Below are 26,624 nucleotides of genomic sequence, written 5' to 3' on the forward strand. Positions count from 1 at the left end.
ATGACTCTATAGTTTTACTCAGTTTTTACTGATCTGCATTTCTATGATATAAGAAGGAATCTGAAAAGGATTGGTTCGTGAATTTTCCTTAACGGTAAAACCTGTTTCTTTCAAAAATTCAAGTAAAGGATCTTCTGTGAAAATATTGGACCATATAATATCTGTAAATGATACCGCTGATCTGCACTTTTTCCAAAGAGACTGTCGGATTTCCGGAGTATCATATTCCTGAAGAAGCACAAATTCAAGCTCTGTAATTCTTTTTTCTTCTAAAAAACCAGGATAGGCGGAACCACTTTTTATAATGCCATATCCTACAGGCTGTTGATCAGCATAAGTAATGATTAACTGATTGGAAAGATCATTTAGCTCATTAATCATTTTTCTGGGATCCCATTCTTCAATATATTTTTGGATATTCTCCTCCGAAACATATTCTTTATAAATATTCTTGACGGAAGATTTAATAATAGTAAACAGATCATCAACTCCTTCATCAGAACCTATGGTAAATTTTGAAATAACTTCCATTCTTTTTTTATTCAAAATTATAAGATTAAACCATTCGGAATGGATACAGTTTATTAAATTATTACCGATACAGAAGAGTATTTTGTAAATTTGTTCAGTACAGTTTGTGAAAATATGATGAAACCTTATAAATATGAAGCTTTTACTTCGGTTATTGAAGAACAGATTCGTTGCGGCATCTTACAAAGTAAAGACCGCCTGCCTTCTGTAAGAGCAATAAAAGAAAAATATCAGCTGAGTATGAGTTCTGTGCAAAGCGGTTTTGAATATCTGATGATTAAAGGTTTAATCGAAAGCAGTCCCCGGTCTGGTTATTTTGTTGCAGAGAAAAGGGATGAAAATATTCCTGAAATAAAAACAAAACTTCCGGTGGTTATTCGGGATGAAGTATTTATGAAGAATATTATGTTCACATCCAAAAGGGTTTCAGAATCAAGTTCCTTTAATACGGCTGTTCCCGGTGATCTTCTGATTCCGCAAAAACTCATCCTCAGAACCATGCAGGAAGTCATTCGGGAAAAAGGAGCATCATTACTAAGATATTATCCGCCTAATGGACAGGAAGAACTCAGAATTCAGATTGCCAAACAGATGAGAGGGCATGGCTGTAAGCTTAATCCTGATGAAATCATTATTACAGATGGTGCTTTGCAGGCTTTAACGATTGCGTTAAGTTCTGTAACACAAGCTGGTGATGTCGTTGCCCTAGACAGTCCATGTGTGTTTTCTGTGTTGGAAGTTATTGCAAATCTTGGATTAAAGGTTATTGAAATTCCTGTTCATTACCGAAGCGGTTTTGATATAGAATATTTTCAGAAAATAGCTGCTGAAACTAATATTCGGGCATTAATTGTTACTCCCAATTTCCATAATCCCACAGGAATGGTGATGAGTGATGAGGTTAAAAAGAAAATTGTAGACGTTGCTGAATCTCACCAGTTGTATGTCATTGAAAATGATATCTATTCTGATCTTTATTTTGAGGAAAAAAGACCTTCCTGTATCAAAAGCTTTGACCAAAAAGATTGCGTCATGACTTATTCTTCCTTTTCAAAAACTCTCGCTCCTGGGATTCGTTTGGGGTGGTTGTATGCCGGTAGTTCTTATTCAAAAGCGGAAAGAGCAAAATTTGTTTTAGGAAGATCTGTTTCTCCTATTTACCAGGAGCTTATCCTTACATTATTAAAGGCAAATAGCTATGAAAGACATTTACGGCAGTTTCGTAAAAAGCTTAATCAACAGGCAGTTCAGTTGCTTGATGTATTAAGAAAATCGTTTCCTGAAGGTTCTTACTTTCACAGACCGCGGGGTGGTTATAGTATCTGGGCGCAGATGCCGGAGAATATGGATATGAAAAGGTTTTATCAGTATTGTGAAGACAACAGGGTTTTGTTTACCCCCGGAGATACCTTTTCCTTTACAGATAAATATGATCATCATTTTCGTGTTGTTTTTGCAGAAAGAATTACTTCAGAAAGTATTCTTTTGTTAGAAAAGACAGGGGTAAAAGCGAATGAGTTTCTTCTTTAAAGACTTTACTGTTTCCCATACTTTAGATCTTTATTTCTATTAATCTGTATCTGTGGAATATGGTCTGTTATTTGAAAATCTATGCCATCCATCCATTTTTCTTTGACAAGATCAATATCTTCCCCGTTGATGATGTGTTTTTGAAAGAAATAAATGATGTCTTTATCCAGGTATTTTTCAGCAAGATTCAGAAATAATTCATCAGTAAATTTTACTTTATTTTCAGTACATATTTTTAGCATCTCACGCATCAGATCATCCAAAGATTTTTGTCCATTGGTTTTCAGCATAATCTGATTGTCCAGCCAGAATGCAAAAATAGCTCCTCGCCTGTAGGGAACCTTTTCTACCTCTCTGCTTTTCCAGAAGTCATCCCTTATTTTATAATTCGGAATGTTTTTCTGCGGATTTTTCCAATGATTTCTGATCACTTCACTATTGAACAGCTTTTGCCATTCATCAAGAGAAATATCCTTTATTCTAAGCCTGTTTTTATAGGTATAATAATCTGTAAAGCCTTCACTGAACCAATAGTTAAGTTCCTCATTCTTATTTTTTATTTTATTGCCGATCCATTCATGCATCAGCTCATGATGAAAAAGATACAGGAAAGAATTCTTATTATTAAAAGGATTATTAGTTCCCTGGATCATAAAAGCATTTTTGATTGCAGAGCCCGTAGTACTGTATCCTTTATATAGGCTGTCTTTTTGAGAAACCGTAGGCGTCATGGTTACGGTAAAATAATCCTGATCATAATCTTGCCAGAAATCCCTTTGAGACTGTATCGCTTTTTTAAGATTGGAAAACAGAAAATCATCAGAAAGACCATTGTTCCACGATTCCCTTAAAGCAAAATATACAGGCTTATCTTTGATTTTAAAAGAATAAAAACGATAATCTCCACCTATAAAAACAGAATTATAAAAACCTTCCCAAAGCGTTGTTCTGATCTTTTGTTTCTGAACCTGAGACGCAAAATTATTATGAAGCTTAAATTGCTCAGGGAAACCTATCCATTCAATTGAGAAATCAAACTCTTTATCATCGGGTGCTTTGGTGAATAACTGAGGAACCACGAACAGACTTTTACCCAAAAGATGGAAAAAGGTATTGTTGATTCTTGGACGGTTGAAAATCTTATAATTCGGATCTTTAAAATCCTGCCTGATATGATAAGTAAGAGAAAATACAGATCCCCTTTTTTTGTAAACCTTTATTGTATTACTTTCCGGTTTGATTTCAAAAGTAATATCAGGGTTTTCTTCCTTTAATAGGGTTAAGTTTTTAAAAAGATCATTCTCGCCCCAATTTTCATTGGCATAATAAAAGGATAAAGTGTCAGAGCTTTTTTTGAGTTTATAATCCACCTGTACTTTCAAACCATTTTTAGCAAGATCTTCATCATAGTAAATCTTATAGCTGACCTTATCCTGGGAATAAGCGAGGAGAGGTAAGGTGAAAATCAGGAAAAATAGTTTTTTGAACATGGGTTAAGTCGTTTTTCCAAATTTAATATAAAAATAAGAAACAGAATAACGTGGATTTTTTTGTATGTCAACTTGGCGGATTGACGATGAAATCAGGTTTTCTAAGAGCTTTTATGGGCGTGAAGTCGATAAAAATCGGTTTCAGACTAGAAATATGTTAAAATTTTAATGATTTTGACTAAACTTTTTCCACTCCAGCTAGGCTGGAATCACCATAAAACCTATATTTGCAGCCTAAATTTTTAAATATAATGAAAGAACTAATTGAAAAAATCAACGCGGAATTTGAAGCGTTCACTACTGAGGCAAACCAACAAGCGGAAAAAGGAAACAAAGCAGCTGGAACTAGAGCTCGTAAATCAGCTTTAGAATTAAGCAAATTGTTCAAAGAATTCAGAAAGGTTTCTGTAGAAGAAGCTAAGAAATAATTCACCTTTAACCGGCTTTTGGAGCCGGTTTTTTTATGCCTTTATTTTGAAATTATTTACTTTGTCATTTATAATAAAGGATTATAATGCCCAAATAAAAATATTAGATACCTTTAACTCTCTCCATACTATTAAAGCTTATGTTTCCTTTAGTTCGTAAAAGCATGGGATATAATATAACGCAAAGTTTTCAAAACCTTATCACATATTTTAAAGGGAGCAAAGGTTGAATCAATTTCATTGATTTTTTCTAGGCGAATGTATATCCATGAAGCTTCTTCAGCGACAAAGTCGCACTTCTTAGCTTCCTAAAATAAAACGATTGCTTTATATGTCTTTGCGTTTAAAAAAATATGTTTCTTATATTAAGGTTAGCCCAGCTTTTCTGCCTAGTTCCTTACTTTTTTTGCAACCAATTCTAAAATTGCACATTAAAAACAGTTCTGTAATTGATTTTCGTGCCTTATACAAACATAGATTTCAGAGTTTGTAAATGCATGGGATTTAATATAACGCAAAGTTTTCAAAACCTTATCAGCTATCCTTAAGGAAGCAAAGGGTAAATTAATTTCATTGATTTTTTCTAAGCTAATGCATATCCATGAAGCTTCTTCAGCGACAAAGTCGCACTTCTTAGCTTCCTAAAATAAAACGATTGCATTGTCTGTCTTTGCGTTTAAAAAATCTGTTGCTTATATTAAGGTTAACCCAGCTTTTCTGCCTGGTTCCTTACTTTTTTGCAACCAATTCTAAAATTGCACATTAAAAACAGTTCTGTAATTGATTTTCGTGCCTTATACAACATAGATTTCAGAGTTTGTAAATACATGGGATTTAATATAACGCAAAGATTTCAAAACCTTATCACATATTTTAAAGAAAGCAAAGGGTAAATCAATTTCATTGATTTTTTCTAAGCTAATGTATATCCATGAAACTTCTTCAGCGACAAAGTCGCACTTCTTAGCTTCCTAAAATAAAACGATTGCATTGTCTGTCTTTGCGTTTAAAAAATCTGTTTCTTATATTAAGGTTAGCCCAGCTTTTCTGCCTGGTTCCTTACTTTTTTTGCAACCAATTCTAAAATTGCACATTAAAAACAGTTCTGTAATTGATTTTCGTGCCTTACATAAACATAGATTTCAGAGTTTGTAAATGCATGGGATTTAATATAACGCAAAGTTTTCAAAACCTTATCCCATATTTTAAAGGAAGCAAAGGTTGAATCAATTTCATTGATTTTTTCTAAGCTAATGCAAATCCATGAAGCTTCTTCAGCGACAAAGTCGCACTTCTTAGCTTTCTAAAATAAAACGATTGCATTGTCTGTCTTTGCGTTTAAAAAATCTATTATATCATCAAGATTAACTAAACTGTTTGTTTAACTCATAACTTTTATGCAACCGATGTCAAAATCGAACATTAAAACCCTTCTGTTATTGATTTCAGGTACCTTTAATGCTCTGAAAACTACTTTTCTTGTAAATGATATTGAATTTTACACCCATCAGTGAAAATAGTCCGGATTATTTGTATTTTAGGTGCATCAATGCTACAGGCTATTATGAAAAACTATTATTTCTTATTTATTTTCTTTTTTGGAATTTTCTCTGCTCAGAAACTTAGAGTTGTAGATGCAGAAACAGAGACTCCGGTTCCCAATGCCAGAATTATTCTTTCCAATCAGATTGTTTATACCAATGAAGACGGATTTGCTCCTGTGGATCAGGGGGCTTCCGGGTTTGAGATCTCAGCTTCCGGTTTTCAAAATGTAAAAGCATCTCAGTTCAATTCAGTAATAAAGCTGAAAAGAGCATATAAAAACATTGAGGAAGTTAAAATGGCAAGTGTAGACCTCAGAAAGATCTTTGAGGACGTAAGTAAAAATTATAAGAAAAGATATTATAGGGAACCTTCGCTTTATGATGTAGTTTATAAGGAGAAAATGAGTGATAATGATAAACTTTACTTCCTGACTATTGCAGAAACTAAGCTTTGGAGCAAGGGAAATTATTATAATTATAAGGATGGATTCCAAAAAGATTATGACAATATTCTTCAGATGCAGCTCAATAATGTGAAGTACCTGAAGAAAATAAAATCAGATAATATTTTCACTACAGGAACTACGGAATTCTCTCATGAATATATGGGGAACTATTTCTTCAACTTTGAATTAAACAGAGTATTGTTTCATTTAAAGACCAAAGGAACAAAATCTACGGGCTGGATGGTATTTGAAGAAGGGGATGAGCAGCAGGTAGTCTTTAAAATCAAATCTGGATCCGGAATAGATATGAAAGGTGAGTTTAAATACAATAAAGCAGATAAAGTCATTACTTACTTTGAAATCCACTATCTACAGGAAAACTATCCGATGGTCAAAAGGAAAACGGCTGACGGAACAGAATATGATTATCAGCTTGGAAATGCCTTGCTTGTTTTTGATTTTTATAAAAATAATGGGGTATATGTTCCTGCATTGAACAAACTCGAAGGCTATAATTATATTGCCTTTTATAAAGGAATGAAGCATGTAAAAAGCATGAGCAGAGAGCTGATTTACAATACTTTTAAAAAATCTGATGATAAAGGACTTACGCCAAGAGTAGATTTCAGTAAAAATATATGGGAAAATGTTCCGGTGGAAGAAAGTAAGAATAACACTATTTTACTTTCAGAGGAAGAGCAGACATTTGTGAACGCAAAATAAAATTACATTGCTATATTCATGTTTTTCAATTTGAAAAGCCTGTGGAATATTGAAAGAAATGTAGATTTCATGCATATTCTTTCACTATCTCCGTAATTTCTGCTATCTTTAAACCAATCAATATACATTATGAGGATAAATAGATTTTTTGCAGTACCGGCTGTCATGCTGGCTACCCAGTTTTCATGGGCTCAGGTAAAGGTAGATCCAAAGGAGAACCTGAATCCTATCGTAAAAAGTTTTGTAGATGAAGTAAATAACAATTCCCAGCTTGAAGGAATGGCATATGAGCTTCTGGATGGGATAGGACCCCGTTTAGTAGGAACTCCGGAGATGCTTGCTGCAAATGAATGGAGTGCAGGAAAGCTTCGTTCATGGGGAATAGATGCCAATCTTCAGCAGTTTGGAACATGGAAAGGATGGCAGAGAGGAACTACCCATGTAGATATGATATTTCCACGTGTAAAATCACTGGCTGCAACGCAATTGGCATGGAGCCCTGCCACTAAAAAGGCGATTGAAGCCGAAGTAGTGATTCTTCCCAAAGTTTCAAATAAAGCAGAATTTGATAAATGGCTTCCGTCTGTAAAAGGAAAAATTGTACTGATGGCGCAGTATCAGAAGATAGGACGTTCTGATGAGCAGATCAAAGAATTTGCTACTCCGGAACTTTATGAAAAGCTTAAAGAAGAAAAAGCACAGGCTGCTAAAGATTTTACAGCCTATGTAAAGAATATCGGTTATGATAACAATACCCTTCCTCAGGCTTTGGAAAATGCAGGGGCGGCAGGAATTGCTATTTCCAACTGGACCGGAATAATGGGCGCAAACAGGATTTTTGGAGCAAAAACATCAAAAATCCCAATGATTGATATTGATGTGGAGGATTATGGAATGCTTTACAGAATGGCAGAAAAAGGAGCTCAGCCTAAAATAAAGATCGATGCCCAATCTAAAGTATTACCGGAAGCGAAGAGCTTTAATACTATTGGAATGATTAAAGGGAAAGAAAAACCTGAAGAATATGTAATTCTTTCTGCTCACCTTGATTCTTGGGACGGCGCTCAGGGAGCTACAGATAACGGAACGGGAACTATTACAATGCTTGAGGCAATGAGAATCCTTAAAAAATACTATCCGAACAACAAAAGAACAATTGTTTTAGGACTTTGGGGAAGTGAAGAACAGGGATTGAACGGTTCAAGAGGGTTTGTAGCAGATAATCCTCAGATTATTAAAGGAGTACAGGCTGTATTCAATCAGGATAACGGTACGGGTCGTGTGGTGAATATCAGCGGGCAAGGATTTGTAAAGGCTTATGATTATATCGGGAAATGGCTGGATGGAGTTCCAAAAGAAGTAAGAAGCCACATTAAAACCGATTTTCCGGGAATGCCAGGCGGTGGCGGTTCTGACCATGCATCGTTTGTAGCAGCAGGAGTACCGGGATTTTCTCTGGGATCTCTGAACTGGGGATATTTTGGGTATACATGGCATACAACAAAGGATACCTATGATAAAATTGTCTTTGATGAGGTAAAAAATAATGTGATCTTAACAGCTGCGCTGGCTTACATGGCATCTGAAGATCCTGAGTTTACCAACAGAGAGAAAAGAACAATGCCTAAGGATGATAAAGGCGAAACGGTTCAGTGGCCGGAAGCCAAAGAGCCGAGAAGAAGCTCTAAAGATTATAAATAAAAACAGCTTAAATGCTTATTGATATATAAGGTTGTCTCCATGAGGCAGCCTTATTTTTTTATAATGTGTATGAATACGTTAACGCCAATTTTTGTGTACATATTCTCGCATTAAAAATACAATGAAAAAACAAGCGGATGCAAAAAGATGTGGGTATGGGATTTTTAATTTTAAAAACTTTTGAAATTAAAAAACACACTTTATGGAAAGAAATATCCCGAATCGGGAAGGTCCTGTTCATGAATTTAATTCTACGAAGCAGAACGTTTATTTTGTAAAATCAGGAGAAACATTAGAGCGTATTTCAGAAAATCTAAACCTTGAAAATCCAGCATATCTTCGGGATTATCATAACGAAAGATGTCAACCTTTTAATATCATTCCGGAAGAAGGAATATTAAGGCTATGGCAAAAGATCTGTATTCCTGATCCGGACGAGATTTTACAAATCAATGCATTGATAAGAAAACAGGGACAAAGTCTTTATCATCAGTTTTCCGAAGGGAAAATACCTTTCAATATAGAGAGACTTCAGGGCGATTATCTGGTGAAGCAGTCTGAAAGTGATGATGGAATTAAAAAAAGCGACTATAGCTATATCCTGAGCTTTAATTTTATCCAGGAAAAAGAAGAGAGATATTATATTGATTTTTCAATGAGTGGCTTTAAAATAGATGGTCATGAGCCGGAAGAAAAAATTAATACCCTGGCTTCTGCTTTTGTGAATATTATTTATCCGATTGCTTTTGTGGTGGATCATGCAGGAAATTTTACCCATGTTGAGATTTATAAAGATAGTGATCAGCTCACTAATGAATTTGAAGGCTTAAAGAAATATCACTCCGGTTCCTACGCCGCTTCACATATTGATCAAATGAAACATAGGATAGCTGATCCACGGATGATGTTTGAAAGTCTGAAGAATATATTGGCTATACAGTTTCTCTTAGGACAGTTTTATCAGGCGGATTATACGAGGAATATTTCGGCTCCATACAACAGTGAATTCTCGTGGCTGGCTCCGGCTTCTCCTATCAGAATGGAAATGGTTAATCAGGTTTTACCGCATGATTCCGGTTTCTTAAAGATTTTACAGACAGGTACATCAATAGATTATCGCACTGTTCCGGAGTTGTATTATACCGATCAGGAATATGATACGCATGCAGAACTTCATTCAAAATCATTAGCAGCAGAGCATTCCGTCATCTACAGTCTGAACTCCGAAGACTTTTCGATCCGAAAAATAGAGGCAGCGTTTAAAATCCAAATTGCAGATTATGAGAAGACCATAAACTTTGAACTGGAAAGAATAACACAATAATACATCATTGAATCACCAAAAACACAAATAGATGTCAGAAAACTTATCAGAACATGACGGGAAACATTTTGTCATTCAGAAGGGCAAAGCTCAATGTAATCAGGGCGATCAGTTTCCGCAATTTAAAGTAAGCTCCCATCAGAAACATTATTGGAATAACAGGAAAACATCAGAAGACTATCTTGCCGTAACAGAAGATGATATACAGTTCAATCCTGCAGGACCAAGCTTTGGGAAATGTAAGCTAAAGCCTACTTCAGGGGGGTATTTACCTTGTGTGTTTGCCCCTGCGGGAAAATGGCAGAAAACGTACCCTAAAGTAAAAGTAATGGATAAAAGCTGCCTTTCCGAGATCTCTGAACTGATGTGCAGTACCGGAGGTAAAATTACGGTAAAAGAACATGGGCAGACTTCTACGATGAACAGGCAGAGCATTACCATGGCTGATACCAAAAGCTACCATATTATCAATCCCTTTTTTGATTTAAAAGAATCACAGAAAGAGTTGGAAGAACCAGATCCTATTTATGAATAACAAGCTTAAAAACTGATAGAAATGGCAAAATTGACAATTACAGGAAATACAAAACCTATGGTTGGAAATACAGAAATCTATTCGCTTTCTGCATTTGACAATCTGATGACTTCCAATGCTTTGTTATCTCTTTCTCCCGAAATCCAATGGAATATTCACGTACAGGATAAAAAAGGCTGGCGAGTGGCTAACGGAAATACAAAGGAAGGCGAACAGATCACATATAAATTTACTCATAAAAGTCTTCAGTATAAGTCTTTAAAAATTGTAGTAACCAGAGGGAAAGATTTAGGAGAGCTTTATATAAAACCACAAGAAGCGCAGGAACCCAAAATTACCCGTGTGGATATATTGGGTATTAATGGACAAAGATTACCAAAGGGAAAACGGCTGCATTATGCTGAAACTTTAATCGTAAAGGCGTATTGTGTAGGTATGTTCGGGCAGAAAGTTTCTTTTACTCTTTGGGAAGATGATGCGATAGGGAAGGGGCATGATCCGGTGATCAATATGATGAATAGAATTAATCCTATGCCCTTGATCGGAGAAGTGGATCATCAAGGAGTTGCCAGGGTTGTGTTCAGGCTTTCAAGTTATACCATGGCGGTTCAGATTGCCAATGCCGGACTGGCAAAAGGTGACCGAAACGAAGGTAAAACTCATGAATATTATGTGACTGCAGAATTGGTTTCCAAACATATTCTGGTAGCAAGTCCTAATGTAAATGTTGTGAATCCGACCCATCTTCCTGATCCCGTCAAAAAGCCGAAATCAGATGAGGTGAAATCTACCTCTGCAAAACCTCCGGTTAATTCGCCCCATAAAGAGAAGATAAATAAGCCTAAACCTAAGGAAGAAACTGCAAAATTTCCACAAAGTCCGGCTGCAAAAAAACAGGCAGATCCTGAAGGGAAAATCTTAAGTGCCGAGTTTACGGACGGAACCGGAAAGGCTTTGAAAAATGCTAAAACAGGTGATATTGTATCGATTAAAATGGTTACTCAGAATATGAAAGGGAAGAATGTAAAAGTAAGGATCTGGGAAGAAGATTTTTCCCGCTACAGCAATGACCTTCTATATGAAGAAACAGTGACTTTACGATATCATACCAGCAATGTGATCAATAATGTAAAGCTAACCCGAAAAATGTATACGAAAAGCAACGAATGGGGCGAAGGCAGTGAACGAGAATATTTTATAGAAGTTGAACACCTTAATACTTCCGTAACCTCTCAGGTGATTGCTGTAAGTGCAGATGGTGAAAATGTGGAAGTGGATGAGAATGATTCTGTTGCGGTGATTAAAGAGAAGAAACAAAATGTAAATGGTTGTATTTGTGAAGAGATTAATTTGTATTGGGGCAAATATTTTACCTGTTTAGAACGTAAGAAAATTATTGAAATTTCAAAGCGGTTATTATGTGATCCAAATCATTTGACTTCCGCAATGGCATTGGAGACAATGGGTACATTTAATACAGCATTAGTAAATCCTTTAGAGTATACCGGGTTAATTCAAATAGGTTATGATGCTGCAAAGGATATTAATAGACGAAAAGGGACAAATATAACTGCTGGAAGAAATGGAAACCTTAAAAAAATGTCCAAAATGGAACAATTGACTTATGTGGAGTATTATCTTGAGCCATATAAGGGAAAGCTAAATACTTTAGCAGATTTTTACCTAGCTATATTGATGCCTGTTGATTGTGGGAAGGGAAGTATAAGAGATCATGTGGTTTTCGATAAAAATTTAAAATTAGATTATAACTCTAGAGGAGAAGTAATTAAAAACACAAAATGGGTGAGAAAGAATGCTTATTCAAAAAATCCAGTTTTTCACAAAGAAGGAAGTGGTGAAGAAGGCAAAACTTACGTATGGGAAGTTGCTAGAGAAATAGAAATATGGTATAAGAAAGGAGAGGCTAATAAGGAATCTATATTTTCCTGTCAGAAAAATATAGAAGTAAAGGAAGAAAAGAAAGCTTCCAAATGGCATGATCCAATTGATGATCCGGAAATAACACTATTCAATTTTTATGGAGACTATAACCCAACAGGATCCTCTTTTGGGCTTGTGAGAAATGGGGGTAAGAAAAAACATCAGGGACTAGATATTTTTGCCCCTAAAGGAACACCTGTTAAAGCATGTTTGGATGGTACAGTCGTTTTAATATCAGAAAATGCTGGTGCATTTGGGAGGTTTGTTGTAATAGAAGTAAACAAGACTGACTTGGACAAGTCTAGGAAAAATTATGAATTAGAATATAAAGGAGAGAAAGATAAAGGACCTGGTTTTGGTGATTCTGAAAAACGATTCTTAAGATATGGACATCTTAGCGAAATAAAAGTAGAAGATAAACAAAAAGTAACAGCAGGTATGGAAATAGGGAAGAGTGGAAATAGTGGAAATGCATCTAAACAAAGTATCAAGGCAAGGCATTTACATTTCGAAATTACTGATGCGAAGACTGCTGGTGATGGTTTAAATAATAGAGAAAATCCCGCATTTTATGTAAGGCTAAAAACACCAAATAGAAATAGACAAGAGAATAATAAAAAATAAGCAATGAAAAAAAATATTCTAGCTATTTCATATTTTATTGGAGTACTAATTTCATGTTCTGGTAATGGAAGCAGTAAAGAAAAAAGTGAAATAAAAAAGAAAATAAATGTTGATACAATAAACCTTAGTAAGACTGAAAATTTAAATAATCTTGATGAAAAACTGGAGGCTAATGATGAAATTATAGAAAATAAACAATTTTCAAAATGGAAAGGAGAGTATCATTACTTTTTCCAATATATAGATCATAATGGGATGTCATCAGATTTGAAAGCTAATATTAACTTAATAAAATCAGATAGCTGTGTTTTTGAAAGTTGGTTTGAAGATCCAAATGATAAACAACATAATAAAAATGGGTACTTAAAAATGCTTGGACATATCTATGTTTCAGATGATAAAAATCTTAAGATTATTTTTTTAGAAAATACCATATTAAACGGTGAATCTCCTAATTTGGATCCGGTTTTTACATTGATCAATAAAGAGAACCAGTTTTATATTGAAAGTTTTTTGACCTCTCCTCCTCATAATGGGATTGTTGAAATGCCGTTACAAAAAGTAAAATGATAAGTTTATGAGAATAGTCTTATTGATCACATTTCTCTTTGTGATAGGCTGTCAGAATAAAAAAAACAATAATCTTATGGCTCAAAAAACTATACAATCTGTACGAAATAATACATTAATTGACGGCATATATTTAGAAAACAATTTGCTTTTTAATGAAAAAAGCATTCCTCTTAAAAAGTTTAAATATAAAGGAGATTATATAGAAAATATTAAGATAAAAGATCTTTTAGATAAGAGTTTCAGGAGTAGTTTTATTGAACATTTAGCTGATATTAAAACAGAAGATGATGAGCTCAAGTCTTCATTCATTTGTCAGTTGTTATTGTTGAGAATTGCAGAATTATCAGATAGCAATGCTTTTTATATAGTATCTGAAATCTCAAAAAATGAAACCGTTTCTTATAATGGAATTGAACTATACGAAAATCTTTTCGTTCAGATGTTTCTGAATGATCCTTATTTCTTTATTCAGCAAAGTATAAAATATAATGACTCTTCATTGATTGACTATATTCTTGCTACATCTCAATCTTATTTTGTTGATCAGGATTTCTTGGATATGAATTTAGGATATATCAAAGATAAAGAGGCTGATGTATTGCTTTTAAAACCTGAAGCTCAAAAGGAAATAAAATATCTTCCTCTGATCAAAAAGATTGACGGAATGCCTAAAGTTAAAGTGCAGCTCGGACCATCATTCTATACAGGTTTTGAAACAATAAATAAAGATTTTGTAAATGTTAATTCCATTTTCGGGAAAGAGTTAATTCAAAAGATGAATGAATCAGAGAATAGATATTTTAAACAACATATTTTGGTTAGTGTGCAAAAGTTTCGACTAAATTCACATGAATAAAACAAGCTAAAAGACAAAGAATGGAAATAAATAAAATTATTCTACTACTGGTTGTATTATTCTTTTATGGTTGCAAAGAGCAAAAAGAAAATCAAAATTCTACTCATATAAATCAAATAAAGAAAAAAGACGTTTCAAAAAATCCACAAATAGCAGGAAACTTGGCTGTTAAATGGCTAGGAAAATATCATACAACCCTGACTGATGATAAGAAAAGTACAGATAGTAGAGATACAGATACTGTAGAGTTAATTATTAAAAAAGATTCAGTAGTTTTTCATGTTGACAGATATTGGGGAGAATATAATTATCTGCTTCGGGCGTCAGAAGTAGAAAACGGTATTCTACTGACTTTTGATAAAGTACTGGATGGAGAAATGACTGATGTATTGCAAGAAACCAATGATTTTGGAAGATTATTTTTTGATGGGAAAAATTACTATTGGCAATGTCCTTACCTTGATATGTATTACAATAATAACAACAAAAAATATGTACTTAATAAAATGAAATAATTGTTAAATCTTAGGAACTACAGAATCGGGAAATGAAAAATACTTAATTTCAAGACTAATCATTTTTTGTTACCAATCTTTATATTGAAAATCAAAATGAAAAATATAATAAAGAAACTATTACCTATTATCCTCTTGGTTTATATGGTAAGTTCCTGCCAATCAAAAGAAGAGAAGCCGGTAAGTAAAGATGATAATCTGAAGGAAGCTCAAAGTTTGTACTTTGGAAAATGGTTTTTAGTTAACAAAGAAGAAGATACCTATTATCACTGTTCTGATGGTAATTGGTTTTTTGATATTAATAAAAATAAAATCTATGATCATACTCCAATGGAAGATCATAATTTTAGTATTGATCATGTAAAGTATAAAGAAAATAAAACCTTCTTTTACATTGATAAGCAGGAATTTTCATATTATATTTTAGCGTGGGTTGATAAAAGTAAAGGTATTATATCGTATCAATTCAATAATTATGAACCGAACCTACTTATTAGCGAAAAAATGATAAACAGCATTGAAAGCAGATCTTGTGAACCCAAACCAAAGTCATGTACATTAGATAATCTTTCTGATCAATATAGCTTTGTATGGAAAGCAAGCGGATATTCCAATGAAAAAGATCAGGAATATCCTACATCAGCATTGATCATTATAAAAAGTAAGCAAAATGGAAAGGAGCAGGAGATTTATTTTGAACCTAATTCATGGACTTCTTATAAAGATTTACCTTGTAATGATATGGTTGTGAAAGATTTTAATTTTGATGGACTTGAAGATATGGCAATTGTATGGGATGAAGGTGGAAACGCAGGAAAAATATATGAGTATTATTTTCAGGATAAAAATGGAGTTTTCTCACCTATGGAATCTTTTCCTTTACAACATGGGATGCTTGCCGAAGAATTTGATGCAGTCCGTAAAACGATTACAACTCGAAGTATTGTAGGATGTTGTCACACTAATATCAATACCTATAAACTAAAGTCTAATGGAAGCTGGGAATCTCTTTCAGAACAAAAAGAAATAAAACAGAATAAATGATAAAATATTTATGGATAGTGGTCACTTTGGGAATGCTTTCATGTATAAAAGATAGGACAGTAAAAAAGGATAGTTCAAAGGATTCTGTATCATTAATGGGTCGAAATATTAGTAATGTTGAGATCGAAAATAATGATTCATTGAGTGAACATGAATTGGAAGGAGAAGATGAATTTATATCAGAAAAATTGTTTCAAAAATGGAAAGGTTTATATCGTATTGAAGAGAGTGATATAGTTGATGGTTGGGGGAGAGAACCTATTCATTATGCAGAATTGGATATGATACAACCGGATAGTTGTGTATTTAAAAGTTGGTTAGCAGATAATAAAGGCAATAGGTATAATAAGAATGATAATTATCAAGAATATATTGGAGGAATTTTAGCCACAACTCATAAAGATTCTATAGAGTTTTTTACAAAAAGAATAGTAGAAGGTGGAAATGAAGGTCTTTCTCTTCTATTAACTTTGATTAAGCGTAAGAATGAATATTTTATATATAGTTTTCTTACCTCTCCTCCTCATAATGGAATCATCGAAATGCCAATACAGAAAATAAAATAAAGCCAATTAGAATACAAAAGAGCTGTCACACGACAGCTCTTTATTTATGGGTTAAACATAAAGTTTTAAATCTGGGAACTTTATGATTGAGGATTCATATTCCGTGGCAAGTTTTCCAAAGCCATATTTACAAAAAATAAAAGGCAGTCCGTTAGAGTTGGCAGAATCATAATCGGTTTGAGTATCACCAATATAAACGGAGTTTTCTATAGATAAATGATTTCTATCCATAAGAAGCTTTATATTCTCGGCTTTGGGCTTTTGCGTTCGTCCGTGAGATTCAAAATCTGTAAAGAGCGTATTGAACTGGTAATATTCCAAAAACGATTCAATATATCCATCCTGGCAATTGCTGACAATGAAGAGATTGTGAGTATGAGTTAAGCTTTTTAAAGCATTCTCAACACCTTCGTACAGAATACCACCCTGCACACGCAGTACTTTATTCTCCTGAGCTACAATTTCTGAAAGAATATCCTGAACCTCACTGTCAGAAATTCCCGGGATAATGTCCTTTACAATATCTTTCGCTAATAAACCCATGTATTGATCCATGTCATCAGGTTTTAATTCCCTGTTGATCAGCTGGCGTCGGGTTAAAACTTCATTCCATATGCCTATAATCGTTGCTCGCGGGTCCCATAAAGTCCCATCTAAATCGAATATTAAATTTTTATATTTCAAAGTGTATTTTTTAGGTGTTAATTTTTCTTTGAACCATTAAAGAGAGATTAAGCTTAGTTAGGATAAAAAATCATAGGTTTTAATAAACTAAGTGCTTTTCAGCGCCGCTTATCTTAATATTCCTAAACCTTAAAAGCTCTTATTGGTATGTATATCTATAAAATCATACTCAATTGTACTCTCTTTCTAGCCTCATCCACTTCCGTTACCTTTACTCTTACATGTTGATGAAGTTTCACCACCTCATTCACATCCGATACAAAACCTTGCTTCAGCTGCGAAATATGAACCAGACCACTTTCTTTGATGCCCAGGTCTACAAAACACCCAAAAGCCGTTATATTATTGACGATTCCCGGTAAGATCATGCCTGCTTTTAAATCCTTAATGCTTTTTACATTAGGATCAAATTCAAATATTTTAGCTGCTTTTCTTGGGTCTAAGCCCGGTTTTTCAAGCTCTTTTAAAATATCTTTAATTCCTAAAATTCCTATTTCTCCTGTAATATAACTTTCAGGTTTTATCAAAGCGATTTTCTCCTTATTGGCAATCAGTTCATTGGTTTTAATGCCTAAATCTTTAGCCATTTTCTCTACAATTCCATATGCCTCAGGGTGAACGGCAGAATTATCCAACGGATTTTTTGAATTGGCAATTTTCACAAAAGCTGCTGCCTGCTGAAATGCTTTTTCTCCAAGTCTTGGAACTTTTTTAAGCTGTTTTCTGTCTTCAAAAGCTCCGTTTTCAGCGCGGTAATTCACAATGTTTTCAGCCATTTTCTCGCCGATTCCGGAAACATAGCTTAGCAAAGATTTACTTGCCGTATTAAGATTAATTCCTACAGAATTTACACATTTCATGACTGTAGAATCCAGTTCATTTTTCAATTGAGTCTGATCCACATCATGCTGGTATTGTCCTACACCAATAGATTTAGGGTCAATTTTTACCAGTTCAGCCAACGGATCAGAAAGTCTTCTTCCGATAGAAACTGCACCACGTACCGTTACATCATAAGTTGGAAATTCATCCCTTGCAATCTTACTTGCCGAGTAAACAGATGCACCTGCTTCAGAAACCACAAAAACCTGTAATGGTTTATCAAAAGCTATTTTCTTGATGAAAAATTCCGTTTCACGACTTGCCGTTCCGTTTCCGATAGAGATGGCTTCAATATTATAAGCATTTACCATAGAACGGATTTTTTTCATTGCCATTCCGCTTTCATTCTGCGGAGCGTGAGGGTAGAGGGTCTCATTATGAAGAAGATCACCCTTTTCATCCAGGCAGACTACTTTACAGCCACTTTTGTAACCGGGATCAATTGCCAGAATCCTTTTTTCACCCAAAGGAGGTGCCAAAAGCAATTGACTCAGATTCTCAGAGAAGATCTCAATCGCTTTTTTATCAGCCTTTTCTTTTGCCTCCTGTAAAGCCTCATTGGAAATGGCAGGTTCCAAAAGCCTTTTATAACTATCCTTTATGGCTAAAGCAATTTGATCAGAACTTTCATTATCAGATTTGATAATCGCTTTTTCAATAAAATCAATCGCCTCTTCTTTATCAATTCCCACATTTACCTTTACAAAGCCTTCCGCCTCTGCTCTCAACATGGCAAGAAGCCTGTGAGACGGAGTTCTGCTGAGGATTTCTTCCCATTCAAAGTACTGGGAGAACTTCTGTGCGTCTTCCTCGTCTTTCTTCGCTTTAACAACCTTTGAAGTGATCATTGCTTTACGTTGGTACAGTCGGCGTAGATTTTTACGGACATACATATTCTCATTGATCCATTCCGCCATGATATCCCTTGCTCCCTGAAGGGCTTCCTCTTCCGATGGAACGTCATTGTTCAGGTATTTTGAAGCAAGAAAATGAATATCATTGTTTTTTTGACTCATGATAATCTTCGCAAGTGGTTCAAGTCCTTTCTCTTTAGCTGTATCAGCCTTAGTTTTTCTACGCTTTTTGAAAGGTAAATATAAATCTTCCAGCTCCTGAATATCAAAGCTTTCTTCAATTCTCTGCTTGAGTTCCGGTGTTAAAGCATTTTGCTCTTCTATAGATTTTAAAATAGATTCTTTTCGCTTTACAATCTCTTCAAACTGTTTACTGATCTTTGAGATTTGCTCGATCTGTGTTTCATCAAGATTTCCTGTCTTATCTTTTCGGTAACGGGAAATAAAAGGAATAGTACAGTCTTCGGCTAATAATTGTAACGTATTGTTGATGCTCTTCTCAGAAATATTGAGCTGCTTCTGTATAAATTCTACGGTCGTCATTGTTCTGTTTTCGGATAGCTAAAATAACGTTTTAAAACGAAAAAAGGCGAGTTGCCCCGCCTTGAATGTTTTCACAACGGAATAATCCTTATTGTGAATTGCTTTTCAAAATTATTAGTACAAATATAGAAGAAAAAATCTTTTAGGTGATTACGGGAATCCTTATTTTAAATATTTTTTTTATTTCTATTTTTATAAGGTATCTAAAATTAATAATGATGATTAAAAATATACTTGGATTAGACTTGGGAACCAACTCCATTGGCTGGGCATTGATCAGACAAGATTTTGAAAATAAGTATGGAGAAATTCTTGGGATGGGAAGCAGGATTATTCCAATGGATCAAAAGGTTCTTGGAGAATTTGGTTCTGGAAATTCGGTTTCGCAAACAGCTGACAGGACAAAATACAGAGGAGTGAGAAGACTACGTGAAAGATTCCTTTTGCGAAGAGAAAGACTTCATAGAGTTTTAAATGTTCTGAATTTTTTACCTATACATTATGCTTCTCAGATAGATTTTGAAAAGAGGTTTGGAAAGTTTAGGGAAGAAACAGAACCTAAACTGGTATATAATAACGATAGATTTATTTTTAAAAATTCGTTTGAAGAAATGCTTTCTGATTTTAGAAAACATCAGCCACAGATTTTAGAAAACGATAAAAAAATACCTTACGATTGGACGATTTATTATCTACGTAAAAAAGCTTTAACTCAAAAAATAGAAAAGGAAGAACTGGCTTGGATTCTTTTGAATTTTAATCAAAAACGTGGTTATTATCAGTTGCGTGGTGAAGATATTGAAGAAGAAAAAGATAAAACTTTTGTACGTCTAAAAGTCGAAAAGATTGTTGATTCCGGAGATAATGTAAAGGGCAAAATATTGTATGATGTTTATTTCGATAATGGGTGGAAATATGATAAACAAATTGTAAAAACAGAAGATTGGATAGAACGTGTAAAAGAATTTATTGTTACTGAATCATTCTTGAAAAATGGAGATATAAAAAGAACTTATAAAGCAGTTGATTCTGAAAAGGATTGGATTGCTATTAAGACTAAAACAGAACAAGAAATAGAAAAATCTCATAAAACTGTTGGAACATACATTTATGAAACGCTTCTTCATAATCCGAAACAAAAAATTAAAGGAAAACTGGTTCGCACCATTGAGAGAAAATTTTATAAAGATGAACTGAAACAGATTTTGAAAAAACAAAAAGAATTTCATACTGAATTACAAAATGATGATTTGTATAGCGATTGTGTGCGTGAATTGTATCGAAATAATGAAGCCCATCAATTGACTTTAAGTAAAAAAGATTTTGTTCATCTTTTTATCGAGGACATTATTTTTTATCAAAGACCTTTAAGAAGTCAGAAATCATCCATTTCAAATTGTACATTGGAGTATAGAAGATATAAAGATAAACATGGGGTGGAACATACACAATATCTCAAAGCAATTCCGAAGTCTAATCCATATTATCAGGAATTTCGTCTATGGCAATGGATGTACAATCTGAATATTTATAAAAGGGATGATGATACCAACGTTACAAAAGAGTTTTTAAATTCGACAGGAGATTTTGAAAATTTATTTGACTTTCTAAATAACAGAAAAGAAGTTGAGCAAAAAGCGTTACTGAAACATTTTAAATTAAATGAAAAAACACATCGTTGGAATTTTGTGGAAGATAAAAAATACCCTTGCAACGAAACCAAAACAATGATTTCATCACGGTTAGATAAAGTTGAAAATATTTCTGAAAACTTTCTAACGAGCGAAATTGAACATAAGATTTGGCATATCATCTATTCTGTCAACGATAAAATTGAGTATGAAAAGGCATTAAAATCTTTTGCTAATAAAAATAATCTGGATGAAGTTTCTTTCTTTGAAGCTTTTAAAAAATTCCCGCCTTTTAAAAACGAATATGGTTCTTTTTCTGAGAAAGCCATTAAAAAATTATTGCCTTTGATGCGATTGGGAAAATATTGGAATTATGCTGATATCGATAAATATTCAAAAGATAGAATTCAGAAAATTATCAATGGAGAATATGATGAAAATATTAAAGATAGGGTAAGGGAGAAGACAATTAATCTTACGACTGAAGATAATTTTCAAGGATTACAATTGTGGTTAGCCCAATATATTATTTACGATAGACATTCAGAAGCATCTATAATAGGCAAGTGGAATTCTGCTGATGATCTGGAAGAGTTCTTAAAAGAGTTTAAACAACACTCACTTCGTAACCCGATTGTTGAGCAGGTCATTACCGAAACTTTACGTGTGGTAAAAGATATTTGGATGAAATACGGAAATGGAGCAAAAGACTTCTTTAACGAAATTCATATCGAGTTAGGGCGTGAGATGAAGCTTCCTGCTGAAGATAGAAAGAAATTAACGACCCAAATTTCTGAAAATGAAAATACAAATCTTCGTATTAAAGCTTTATTGGCTGAAATGATGAATGATAGTTCGGTAGAAAATGTTCGCCCATTTTCACCGATGCAACAAGAGATTTTAAAAATATATGAAGATGGAGTTTTGAACTCAGGTATTGAAATTGAAGATGAATATCTGAAAATCAGTAAAACTGCTCAACCTTCATCTTCTGATTTAAAAAGATATAAACTTTGGCTGGAACAAAAATACAAATCGCCTTATACAGGACAAATTATTCCGTTAAATAAACTGTTCTCACCAGAATATGAAATTGAACATATTATTCCTAAAAGCCGATATTTTGATGACAGTTTCAGTAATAAAATCATTTGTGAATCGGCGGTTAATAAATTGAAAGATAATTATATAGGGCTTGGATTTATTAAGCAATTTGCAGGGACTATTGTTGAACTTGGTTTCGGGAAAAATGTAAAAGTTTTTGAAATAGAAGAATATGAAGATTTCGTTAAAAAACATTATGCTAATAATCGAGGTAAGAGAAATAAGCTTTTATTAGAAGAAATTCCTGAAAAAATGATTGAACGCCAGCTGAATGATACACGTCATATCAGTAAGTATGTATCAGGTGTGCTTTCTAATATTGTGAGAGTGGAAGATGGAACAGATGAAGGTATGAATTCCAAAAATATAGTTCCAGGAAACGGAAAAATAACAACACAATTGAAACAGGATTGGGGATTAAATGATGTTTGGAACGATTTGATTCTGCCACGATTTGAAAGAATGAATCAATTAACTAATTCAACAGATTTTACAGCATGGAACGAAAAACATCAGAAATATTTACCAACTGTTCCGATTGATTATTTAAAGGGATTTTCAAAGAAAAGAATAGATCATCGCCATCACGCTTTGGATGCCTTGGTGATTGCTTGTGCTACAAAAGACCACGTAAATTTATTGAATAATCAATCTGCAAAATCGGATACAAAACGTTATGATTTGAAGAAGAAACTGATGAAGTTTGAGAAGGCAGTTTACAACCATCCGCAAACAGGTGACAAAATTGAGAGAGAGGTGCCAAAACAGTTTTTGAAACCTTGGGAAACCTTTACGGTTGATGCCAGAAATAGATTGGAAACAATAATCGTGAGCTTTAAGCAAAACCTTCGTGTTATCAATAAAGCTACTAATCATTATGAAAAATATGTGGAGAAAGAGGGAGTGAAGATGAAAGAAAGAGTAAAGCAGACTGGTACAAATTGGGCAATAAGAAAACCAATGCATAAAGAATTTGTTTATGCAAAAGTGAATTTACCTTGGGTGAAAATTAATGATAAAGAGATATTAACTGCAATTAGAAAACCTTTGGATATAAGTTTCAACGAGAAAAAAATTAGTAATTCAATAACTGATACGGGTATACAAAAAATACTTTTAGCACATTTAGAAAAATATAAGGGAACCATAGATGATAAAGGAAAAGAAATTGCTCCGGAAACACTTGCGTTTACACCAGAAGCCATAGAGGAGATGAATAAAAATATTATTGAATTAAATGATGGAGTATTTCATCAGCCAATTTTTAAGGTAAGAGTGTTTGAAAAAGGAACGGGAAGATTTTCAATAGGGCAATTAGGTAATAAGAAACATAAATATGTAGAAGCAGCTAAAGGAACTAATTTATTTTTTGCAATTTATGAAGATAAAAATGGAAAAAGAAGTTATGAAACAATTCCTTTGAATGAAGTTGTTGAAAGGCAAAAGCAAGGGCTGAACTCAGTTCCGTTAGAAAATATAAAAGGACATAAGTTATTATTCTATTTATCTCCTAATGACTTAGTTTATGTTCCCGAAGAAGGAGAGTTTACAGGAGGTATTTTTAATTTGAATGATTTAAATAAAGAACAAATTAAAAGAATTTATAAAGTTGAAAAAACTTCAGGTACGGAATGTTACTTTATTCGTCAAGATATTGCTTTTTTAATAAAGCAATATGATGCGAAAACTAAAATTGGAGAATTGGAAAGCCAGAATAAACTTCAAGTCACAATGTCACAGGATAGAATCAAAATTGCAGATGTTTGCCTTAAAATTAATTGCGATAGATTAGGTGACATAAATATTCTAACAAAAGAAAAAATTAAAAAAATTTTTGATGAATATAGGTAATATTGCAATTGATACAAATATCCTTTTATATGCTTTTGATAATAAAGATATTAAAAAGCAGGATAAGGCTGTAGAAATATTGCTTAAGAGACCATTTGTTACTCAATTAGTTCTTTTTGAATTTATAAAAATTCTTGAAAGGAAATGGAAAAAGGATAAGAAGGAGGTTACAAAACTTATTATTAAAATAATTGATGAATTAGTCTTTCCTCTATCACAGCATAGCGATATGTATAATTATGCTCATTTTTTGACTCTAAAATACAATTATGGATTGAGTGATATTTTTATACTTCCAGACTCAATACTTAATGACTGTACTATTTTATTGTCAGAAGATATGTGTAATGGAATGATTGTCGATAAAAAATTAAAAATAATAAATCCTTTTTTATGATAACCCGTTCTATCTACATTGGCAATCCTGCTTATCTTAAGCTCAAAGACGAGCAAATGTATATTTTAGAACCTACTACTAAAGAAATGAAAGGTAAGGTTCCTGTTGAAGATTTAGGGTTGTTGATGTTAGATCATTTTCAGATTACCATTTCACATCAGTTAATTCAGAAAATGATGGGAAATAATGTGGTAGTCGTGAGTTGTGATAATCATCATTTACCACACGGGATTATGCTTCCTTTACACGGACATACTGAACATTCTGACCGGATCAAGGATCAGTTAGAAGCAAGTGAGCCTCTGAAAAAACAACTTTGGAAACAAACGGTTGAATGTAAAATTGAAAACCAAAAAGAAGTCTTAAAACGTTTAGGAAATTATTACGAACCCATGATTGATTATCAAAATAGTGTAAAAAGTGGTGACATTACGAATATGGAAGGAATCGCAGCTCAGCATTACTGGAAGTATCTTATCAGTCTTGATTTTCTGAGACAACGTTTTGGGGACTCACCCAATCAATTTTTTAATTTCGGGTATTCGGTTCTCAGAAGTATTGTTGCAAGAGCTATTGTAGAGACCGGATTACTTCCTGTTCTTGGAATTTTTCATAAGAATAAATATAATCCTTACTGCCTGGCTGATGATTTGATGGAGCCTTATCGTCCTTTTATCGATTTATTAGTGATGCAATGGTTGGAAACTAATCCTGAAACTGAAGAATTAACTAAAGAATTTAAAGCTTTCATTTTACAAATTGCGACTAAAGATGTGAAAATAGGGGATAGAACAAGACCTTTATTGGTTGCAGTAAAAACAACCGCCACGTCACTGTATAAATGTTATACGGGAGAAAAACGAATGATCTCTTATCCTGAATTGATATGAATGCCGAAAGGTTTAATGCTTACCGAATTATGTGGGTTTTAGTATTATATGATTTGCCAACAGAGACTAAAGCCAATATGAAAGATGCGAATCGCTTTCGTAAATCTTTGCTTGATGATGGTTTTACACTATTTCAGTTTTCAATGTACGTAAGGCATTGTCCAAGTCGTGAAAATGCTGAGGTTCATATTAAAAGAGTAAAATTTATGCTCCCAAAAGCAGGAAAAGTGGCAATTATGTGCATTACTGATAAACAGTTTGGAGATATTGAAATATTTTTTGCCAGAAATAAAGAAGAACCACCTCCAGCCTTCCAGCAGCTTGAATTATTTTAAATTTTGAATCCTAAAAACAAAAACAATCTACTGATTATCAGTGGATTGTTTTTTGAGGCTGTGACTAATCACGAAGATAATAATTTTTGAAAGCAATTCACAACCAGATATCTCATCTAATGCCTGGGCTATGGCTGTGACTAATCACGAAGATAATAATTTTTGAAAGCAATTCACAACATTCGATTATATTGTACATTTCAAACAGGCGCTGTGACTAATCACGAAGATAATAATTTTTGAAAGCAATTCACAACAAGAGTCCAAAAGTCCAATTGAAATTGACGGCTGTGACTAATCACGAAGATAATAATTTTTGAAAGCAATTCACAACCAACAGCTGTATTCAATGCTAACAGACTTGGCTGTGACTAATCACGAAGATAATAATTTTTGAAAGCAATTCACAACTAGATTACTGTATGGAATCTTCGACAAATAGCTGTGACTAATCACGAAGATAATAATTTTTGAAAGCAATTCACAACATTTCGGCAACCTCTCTGCAGGGGCTTGACGCTGTGACTAATCACGAAGATAATAATTTTTGAAAGCAATTCACAACGCATTTCATGATTACAACTTTCGCCAGTATGCTGTGACTAATCACGAAGATAATAATTTTTGAAAGCAATTCACAACTATTTTAGCTTGAGATAAATTGTATTCCCTGCTGTGACTAATCACGAAGATAATAATTTTTGAAAGCAATTCACAACAATTCGGGCTTCTTTAGGAATATCAGCGTAGCTGTGACTAATCACGAAGATAATAATTTTTGAAAGCAATTCACAACAACGAAATAAACGAAATATTATGATTTTAGGCTGTGACTAATCACGAAGATAATAATTTTTGAAAGCAATTCACAACCCTACAGAAACCATAAAAGATTTCGTCTGGGCTGTGACTAATCACGAAGATAATAATTTTTGAAAGCAATTCACAACTAAGTAATTCCCATAGGTGGCGCATCATTAGCTGTGACTAATCACGAAGATAATAATTTTTGAAAGCAATTCACAACAACAATATCTAACGCTTCTTTAACGTCTACGCTGTGACTAATCACGAAGATAATA

General features: G+C 33.6%; 20 protein-coding genes and 1 CRISPR repeat array (1 of these 21 only partly in view). Of the genes, 16 read left to right on the forward strand and 4 right to left on the reverse strand.

What is annotated here, in order from left to right:
* Positions 1-18 precede the first annotated feature (18 nt).
* Positions 19-531, reverse strand: a complete 513-nt coding sequence (locus AC5YGG_RS07545; protein ID WP_496143923.1) for a hypothetical protein — start codon at positions 529-531, stop codon at positions 19-21.
* 114 nt (positions 532-645) lie between these two features.
* Between AC5YGG_RS07545 and AC5YGG_RS07550 the strand changes: the two genes are divergently transcribed.
* Positions 646-2,061, forward strand: a complete 1,416-nt coding sequence (locus AC5YGG_RS07550; protein WP_496143924.1) for an aminotransferase-like domain-containing protein — start codon at positions 646-648, stop codon at positions 2,059-2,061.
* A gap of 5 nt (positions 2,062-2,066) precedes the next feature.
* Here the strand turns inward: AC5YGG_RS07550 and AC5YGG_RS07555 are convergent, their stop codons facing one another.
* On the reverse strand, positions 2,067-3,551 hold the full coding sequence (locus AC5YGG_RS07555) for a M1 family aminopeptidase (protein ID WP_496143925.1): 1,485 nt from the start codon (positions 3,549-3,551) through the stop codon (positions 2,067-2,069).
* A 251-nt stretch (positions 3,552-3,802) separates the two neighbouring features.
* On the opposite strand from AC5YGG_RS07555, the gene AC5YGG_RS07560 reads away from it, so the two are divergent.
* The 11 genes from AC5YGG_RS07560 (at position 3,803) to AC5YGG_RS07610 (ending at position 16,371) form a co-directional block, all read left to right on the forward strand.
* A complete protein-coding gene (locus AC5YGG_RS07560) occupies positions 3,803-3,979 on the forward strand; it encodes a BF3379 family histone-like protein (protein ID WP_027373301.1) in 177 nt (58 codons plus the stop codon).
* Positions 3,980-5,543: 1,564 nt separating this feature from the next.
* Positions 5,544-6,692: a hypothetical protein gene (locus AC5YGG_RS07565; protein WP_496143926.1), complete on the forward strand. Its 1,149-nt coding sequence runs from the start codon at positions 5,544-5,546 to the stop codon at positions 6,690-6,692.
* Positions 6,693-6,821: 129 nt separating this feature from the next.
* The gene (locus tag AC5YGG_RS07570; protein ID WP_496143927.1) at positions 6,822-8,393 is read left to right on the forward strand and encodes a M20/M25/M40 family metallo-hydrolase; all 1,572 of its coding nucleotides are present in this window, start codon (positions 6,822-6,824) and stop codon (positions 8,391-8,393) included.
* Between the two features lie 202 nt (positions 8,394-8,595).
* Positions 8,596-9,717: a hypothetical protein gene (locus tag AC5YGG_RS07575; RefSeq protein ID WP_496143928.1), complete on the forward strand. Its 1,122-nt coding sequence runs from the start codon at positions 8,596-8,598 to the stop codon at positions 9,715-9,717.
* Positions 9,718-9,748: 31 nt separating this feature from the next.
* Positions 9,749-10,252 carry a DUF4280 domain-containing protein gene (locus AC5YGG_RS07580; protein WP_496143929.1) on the forward strand — a complete coding sequence of 168 codons (504 nt, stop codon included), beginning with the start codon at positions 9,749-9,751 and terminating at the stop codon, positions 10,250-10,252.
* Positions 10,253-10,273: 21 nt separating this feature from the next.
* Positions 10,274-12,817 (forward strand): M23 family metallopeptidase, encoded by a 2,544-nt coding sequence (locus AC5YGG_RS07585; RefSeq protein ID WP_496143930.1) that lies wholly within the window; start codon positions 10,274-10,276, stop codon positions 12,815-12,817.
* A 3-nt stretch (positions 12,818-12,820) separates the two neighbouring features.
* Positions 12,821-13,387 (forward strand): hypothetical protein, encoded by a 567-nt coding sequence (locus AC5YGG_RS07590; protein WP_496143931.1) that lies wholly within the window; start codon positions 12,821-12,823, stop codon positions 13,385-13,387.
* A 7-nt stretch (positions 13,388-13,394) separates the two neighbouring features.
* Positions 13,395-14,246 carry a hypothetical protein gene (locus AC5YGG_RS07595; protein ID WP_496143932.1) on the forward strand — a complete coding sequence of 284 codons (852 nt, stop codon included), beginning with the start codon at positions 13,395-13,397 and terminating at the stop codon, positions 14,244-14,246.
* 20 nt (positions 14,247-14,266) lie between these two features.
* Complete coding sequence (locus tag AC5YGG_RS07600; RefSeq protein WP_496143933.1) at positions 14,267-14,761, forward strand: hypothetical protein; 495 nt, start codon at positions 14,267-14,269, stop codon at positions 14,759-14,761.
* Between the two features lie 96 nt (positions 14,762-14,857).
* The gene (locus AC5YGG_RS07605; RefSeq protein WP_496143934.1) at positions 14,858-15,805 is read left to right on the forward strand and encodes an XAC2610-related protein; all 948 of its coding nucleotides are present in this window, start codon (positions 14,858-14,860) and stop codon (positions 15,803-15,805) included.
* Positions 15,802-16,371, forward strand: a complete 570-nt coding sequence (locus tag AC5YGG_RS07610; RefSeq protein ID WP_496143935.1) for a hypothetical protein — start codon at positions 15,802-15,804, stop codon at positions 16,369-16,371. The genes AC5YGG_RS07605 and AC5YGG_RS07610 overlap by 4 nt, the downstream gene beginning before the upstream one ends.
* A gap of 51 nt (positions 16,372-16,422) precedes the next feature.
* Here the strand turns inward: AC5YGG_RS07610 and AC5YGG_RS07615 are convergent, their stop codons facing one another.
* Both AC5YGG_RS07615 and AC5YGG_RS07620 read right to left on the reverse strand, forming a co-directional pair.
* Positions 16,423-17,055: an HAD family hydrolase gene (locus AC5YGG_RS07615; RefSeq protein ID WP_496143936.1), complete on the reverse strand. Its 633-nt coding sequence runs from the start codon at positions 17,053-17,055 to the stop codon at positions 16,423-16,425.
* 155 nt (positions 17,056-17,210) lie between these two features.
* Positions 17,211-19,334, reverse strand: coding sequence for a Tex family protein (locus AC5YGG_RS07620; RefSeq protein ID WP_496143937.1), 2,124 nt, complete (start codon positions 19,332-19,334; stop codon positions 17,211-17,213).
* Positions 19,335-19,549: 215 nt separating this feature from the next.
* On the opposite strand from AC5YGG_RS07620, the gene cas9 reads away from it, so the two are divergent.
* Genes cas9 through cas2 form a run of 4 tightly spaced genes read left to right on the forward strand, consistent with a single transcriptional unit; the run spans position 19,550 to position 25,542 of the window.
* Positions 19,550-23,920 carry a type II CRISPR RNA-guided endonuclease Cas9 gene (cas9, locus tag AC5YGG_RS07625; protein WP_496144268.1) on the forward strand — a complete coding sequence of 1,457 codons (4,371 nt, stop codon included), beginning with the start codon at positions 19,550-19,552 and terminating at the stop codon, positions 23,918-23,920.
* The gene (locus AC5YGG_RS07630; RefSeq protein WP_496143938.1) at positions 23,907-24,317 is read left to right on the forward strand and encodes a PIN domain-containing protein; all 411 of its coding nucleotides are present in this window, start codon (positions 23,907-23,909) and stop codon (positions 24,315-24,317) included. The genes cas9 and AC5YGG_RS07630 overlap by 14 nt, the downstream gene beginning before the upstream one ends.
* Positions 24,314-25,207: a type II CRISPR-associated endonuclease Cas1 gene (gene cas1, locus AC5YGG_RS07635; RefSeq protein ID WP_496143939.1), complete on the forward strand. Its 894-nt coding sequence runs from the start codon at positions 24,314-24,316 to the stop codon at positions 25,205-25,207. Before AC5YGG_RS07630 ends, cas1 begins: the two co-directional genes overlap by 4 nt.
* Positions 25,204-25,542 carry a CRISPR-associated endonuclease Cas2 gene (cas2, locus tag AC5YGG_RS07640; protein ID WP_065393206.1) on the forward strand — a complete coding sequence of 113 codons (339 nt, stop codon included), beginning with the start codon at positions 25,204-25,206 and terminating at the stop codon, positions 25,540-25,542. Before cas1 ends, cas2 begins: the two co-directional genes overlap by 4 nt.
* 57 nt (positions 25,543-25,599) lie before the next feature.
* Positions 25,600-26,624: direct repeats of the CRISPR family, unit length 47 nt; unit sequence GCTGTGACTAATCACGAAGATAATAATTTTTGAAAGCAATTCACAAC; it runs 1,407 nt beyond the window's last position.

The sequence above is a fragment of the Chryseobacterium sp. CS2K3 genome (assembly GCF_059515185.1).

What these genes read in the sequence shown, in the direction of transcription:
- AC5YGG_RS07570 (WP_496143927.1), top strand. Translation starts at nt 6,822, where the DNA reads ATGAGGATAAATAGATTTTTTGCAGTACCGGCTGTCATGCTGGCTACC.
- AC5YGG_RS07575 (WP_496143928.1), top strand. Translation starts at nt 8,596, where the DNA reads ATGGAAAGAAATATCCCGAATCGGGAAGGTCCTGTTCATGAATTTAAT.
- AC5YGG_RS07545 (WP_496143923.1), bottom strand. Translation starts at nt 531, where the DNA reads ATGGAAGTTATTTCAAAATTTACCATAGGTTCTGATGAAGGAGTTGAT.
- AC5YGG_RS07550 (WP_496143924.1), top strand. Translation starts at nt 646, where the DNA reads ATGATGAAACCTTATAAATATGAAGCTTTTACTTCGGTTATTGAAGAA.
- AC5YGG_RS07605 (WP_496143934.1), top strand. Translation starts at nt 14,858, where the DNA reads ATGAAAAATATAATAAAGAAACTATTACCTATTATCCTCTTGGTTTAT.
- cas2 (WP_065393206.1), top strand. Translation starts at nt 25,204, where the DNA reads ATGAATGCCGAAAGGTTTAATGCTTACCGAATTATGTGGGTTTTAGTA.
- AC5YGG_RS07565 (WP_496143926.1), top strand. Translation starts at nt 5,544, where the DNA reads ATGAAAAACTATTATTTCTTATTTATTTTCTTTTTTGGAATTTTCTCT.
- AC5YGG_RS07590 (WP_496143931.1), top strand. Translation starts at nt 12,821, where the DNA reads ATGAAAAAAAATATTCTAGCTATTTCATATTTTATTGGAGTACTAATT.
- AC5YGG_RS07580 (WP_496143929.1), top strand. Translation starts at nt 9,749, where the DNA reads ATGTCAGAAAACTTATCAGAACATGACGGGAAACATTTTGTCATTCAG.
- AC5YGG_RS07585 (WP_496143930.1), top strand. Translation starts at nt 10,274, where the DNA reads ATGGCAAAATTGACAATTACAGGAAATACAAAACCTATGGTTGGAAAT.
- AC5YGG_RS07595 (WP_496143932.1), top strand. Translation starts at nt 13,395, where the DNA reads ATGAGAATAGTCTTATTGATCACATTTCTCTTTGTGATAGGCTGTCAG.
- AC5YGG_RS07600 (WP_496143933.1), top strand. Translation starts at nt 14,267, where the DNA reads ATGGAAATAAATAAAATTATTCTACTACTGGTTGTATTATTCTTTTAT.
- AC5YGG_RS07560 (WP_027373301.1), top strand. Translation starts at nt 3,803, where the DNA reads ATGAAAGAACTAATTGAAAAAATCAACGCGGAATTTGAAGCGTTCACT.
- AC5YGG_RS07610 (WP_496143935.1), top strand. Translation starts at nt 15,802, where the DNA reads ATGATAAAATATTTATGGATAGTGGTCACTTTGGGAATGCTTTCATGT.
- cas1 (WP_496143939.1), top strand. Translation starts at nt 24,314, where the DNA reads ATGATAACCCGTTCTATCTACATTGGCAATCCTGCTTATCTTAAGCTC.
- AC5YGG_RS07555 (WP_496143925.1), bottom strand. Translation starts at nt 3,551, where the DNA reads ATGTTCAAAAAACTATTTTTCCTGATTTTCACCTTACCTCTCCTCGCT.
- cas9 (WP_496144268.1), top strand. Translation starts at nt 19,550, where the DNA reads ATGATGATTAAAAATATACTTGGATTAGACTTGGGAACCAACTCCATT.
- AC5YGG_RS07630 (WP_496143938.1), top strand. Translation starts at nt 23,907, where the DNA reads ATGAATATAGGTAATATTGCAATTGATACAAATATCCTTTTATATGCT.
- AC5YGG_RS07620 (WP_496143937.1), bottom strand. Translation starts at nt 19,334, where the DNA reads ATGACGACCGTAGAATTTATACAGAAGCAGCTCAATATTTCTGAGAAG.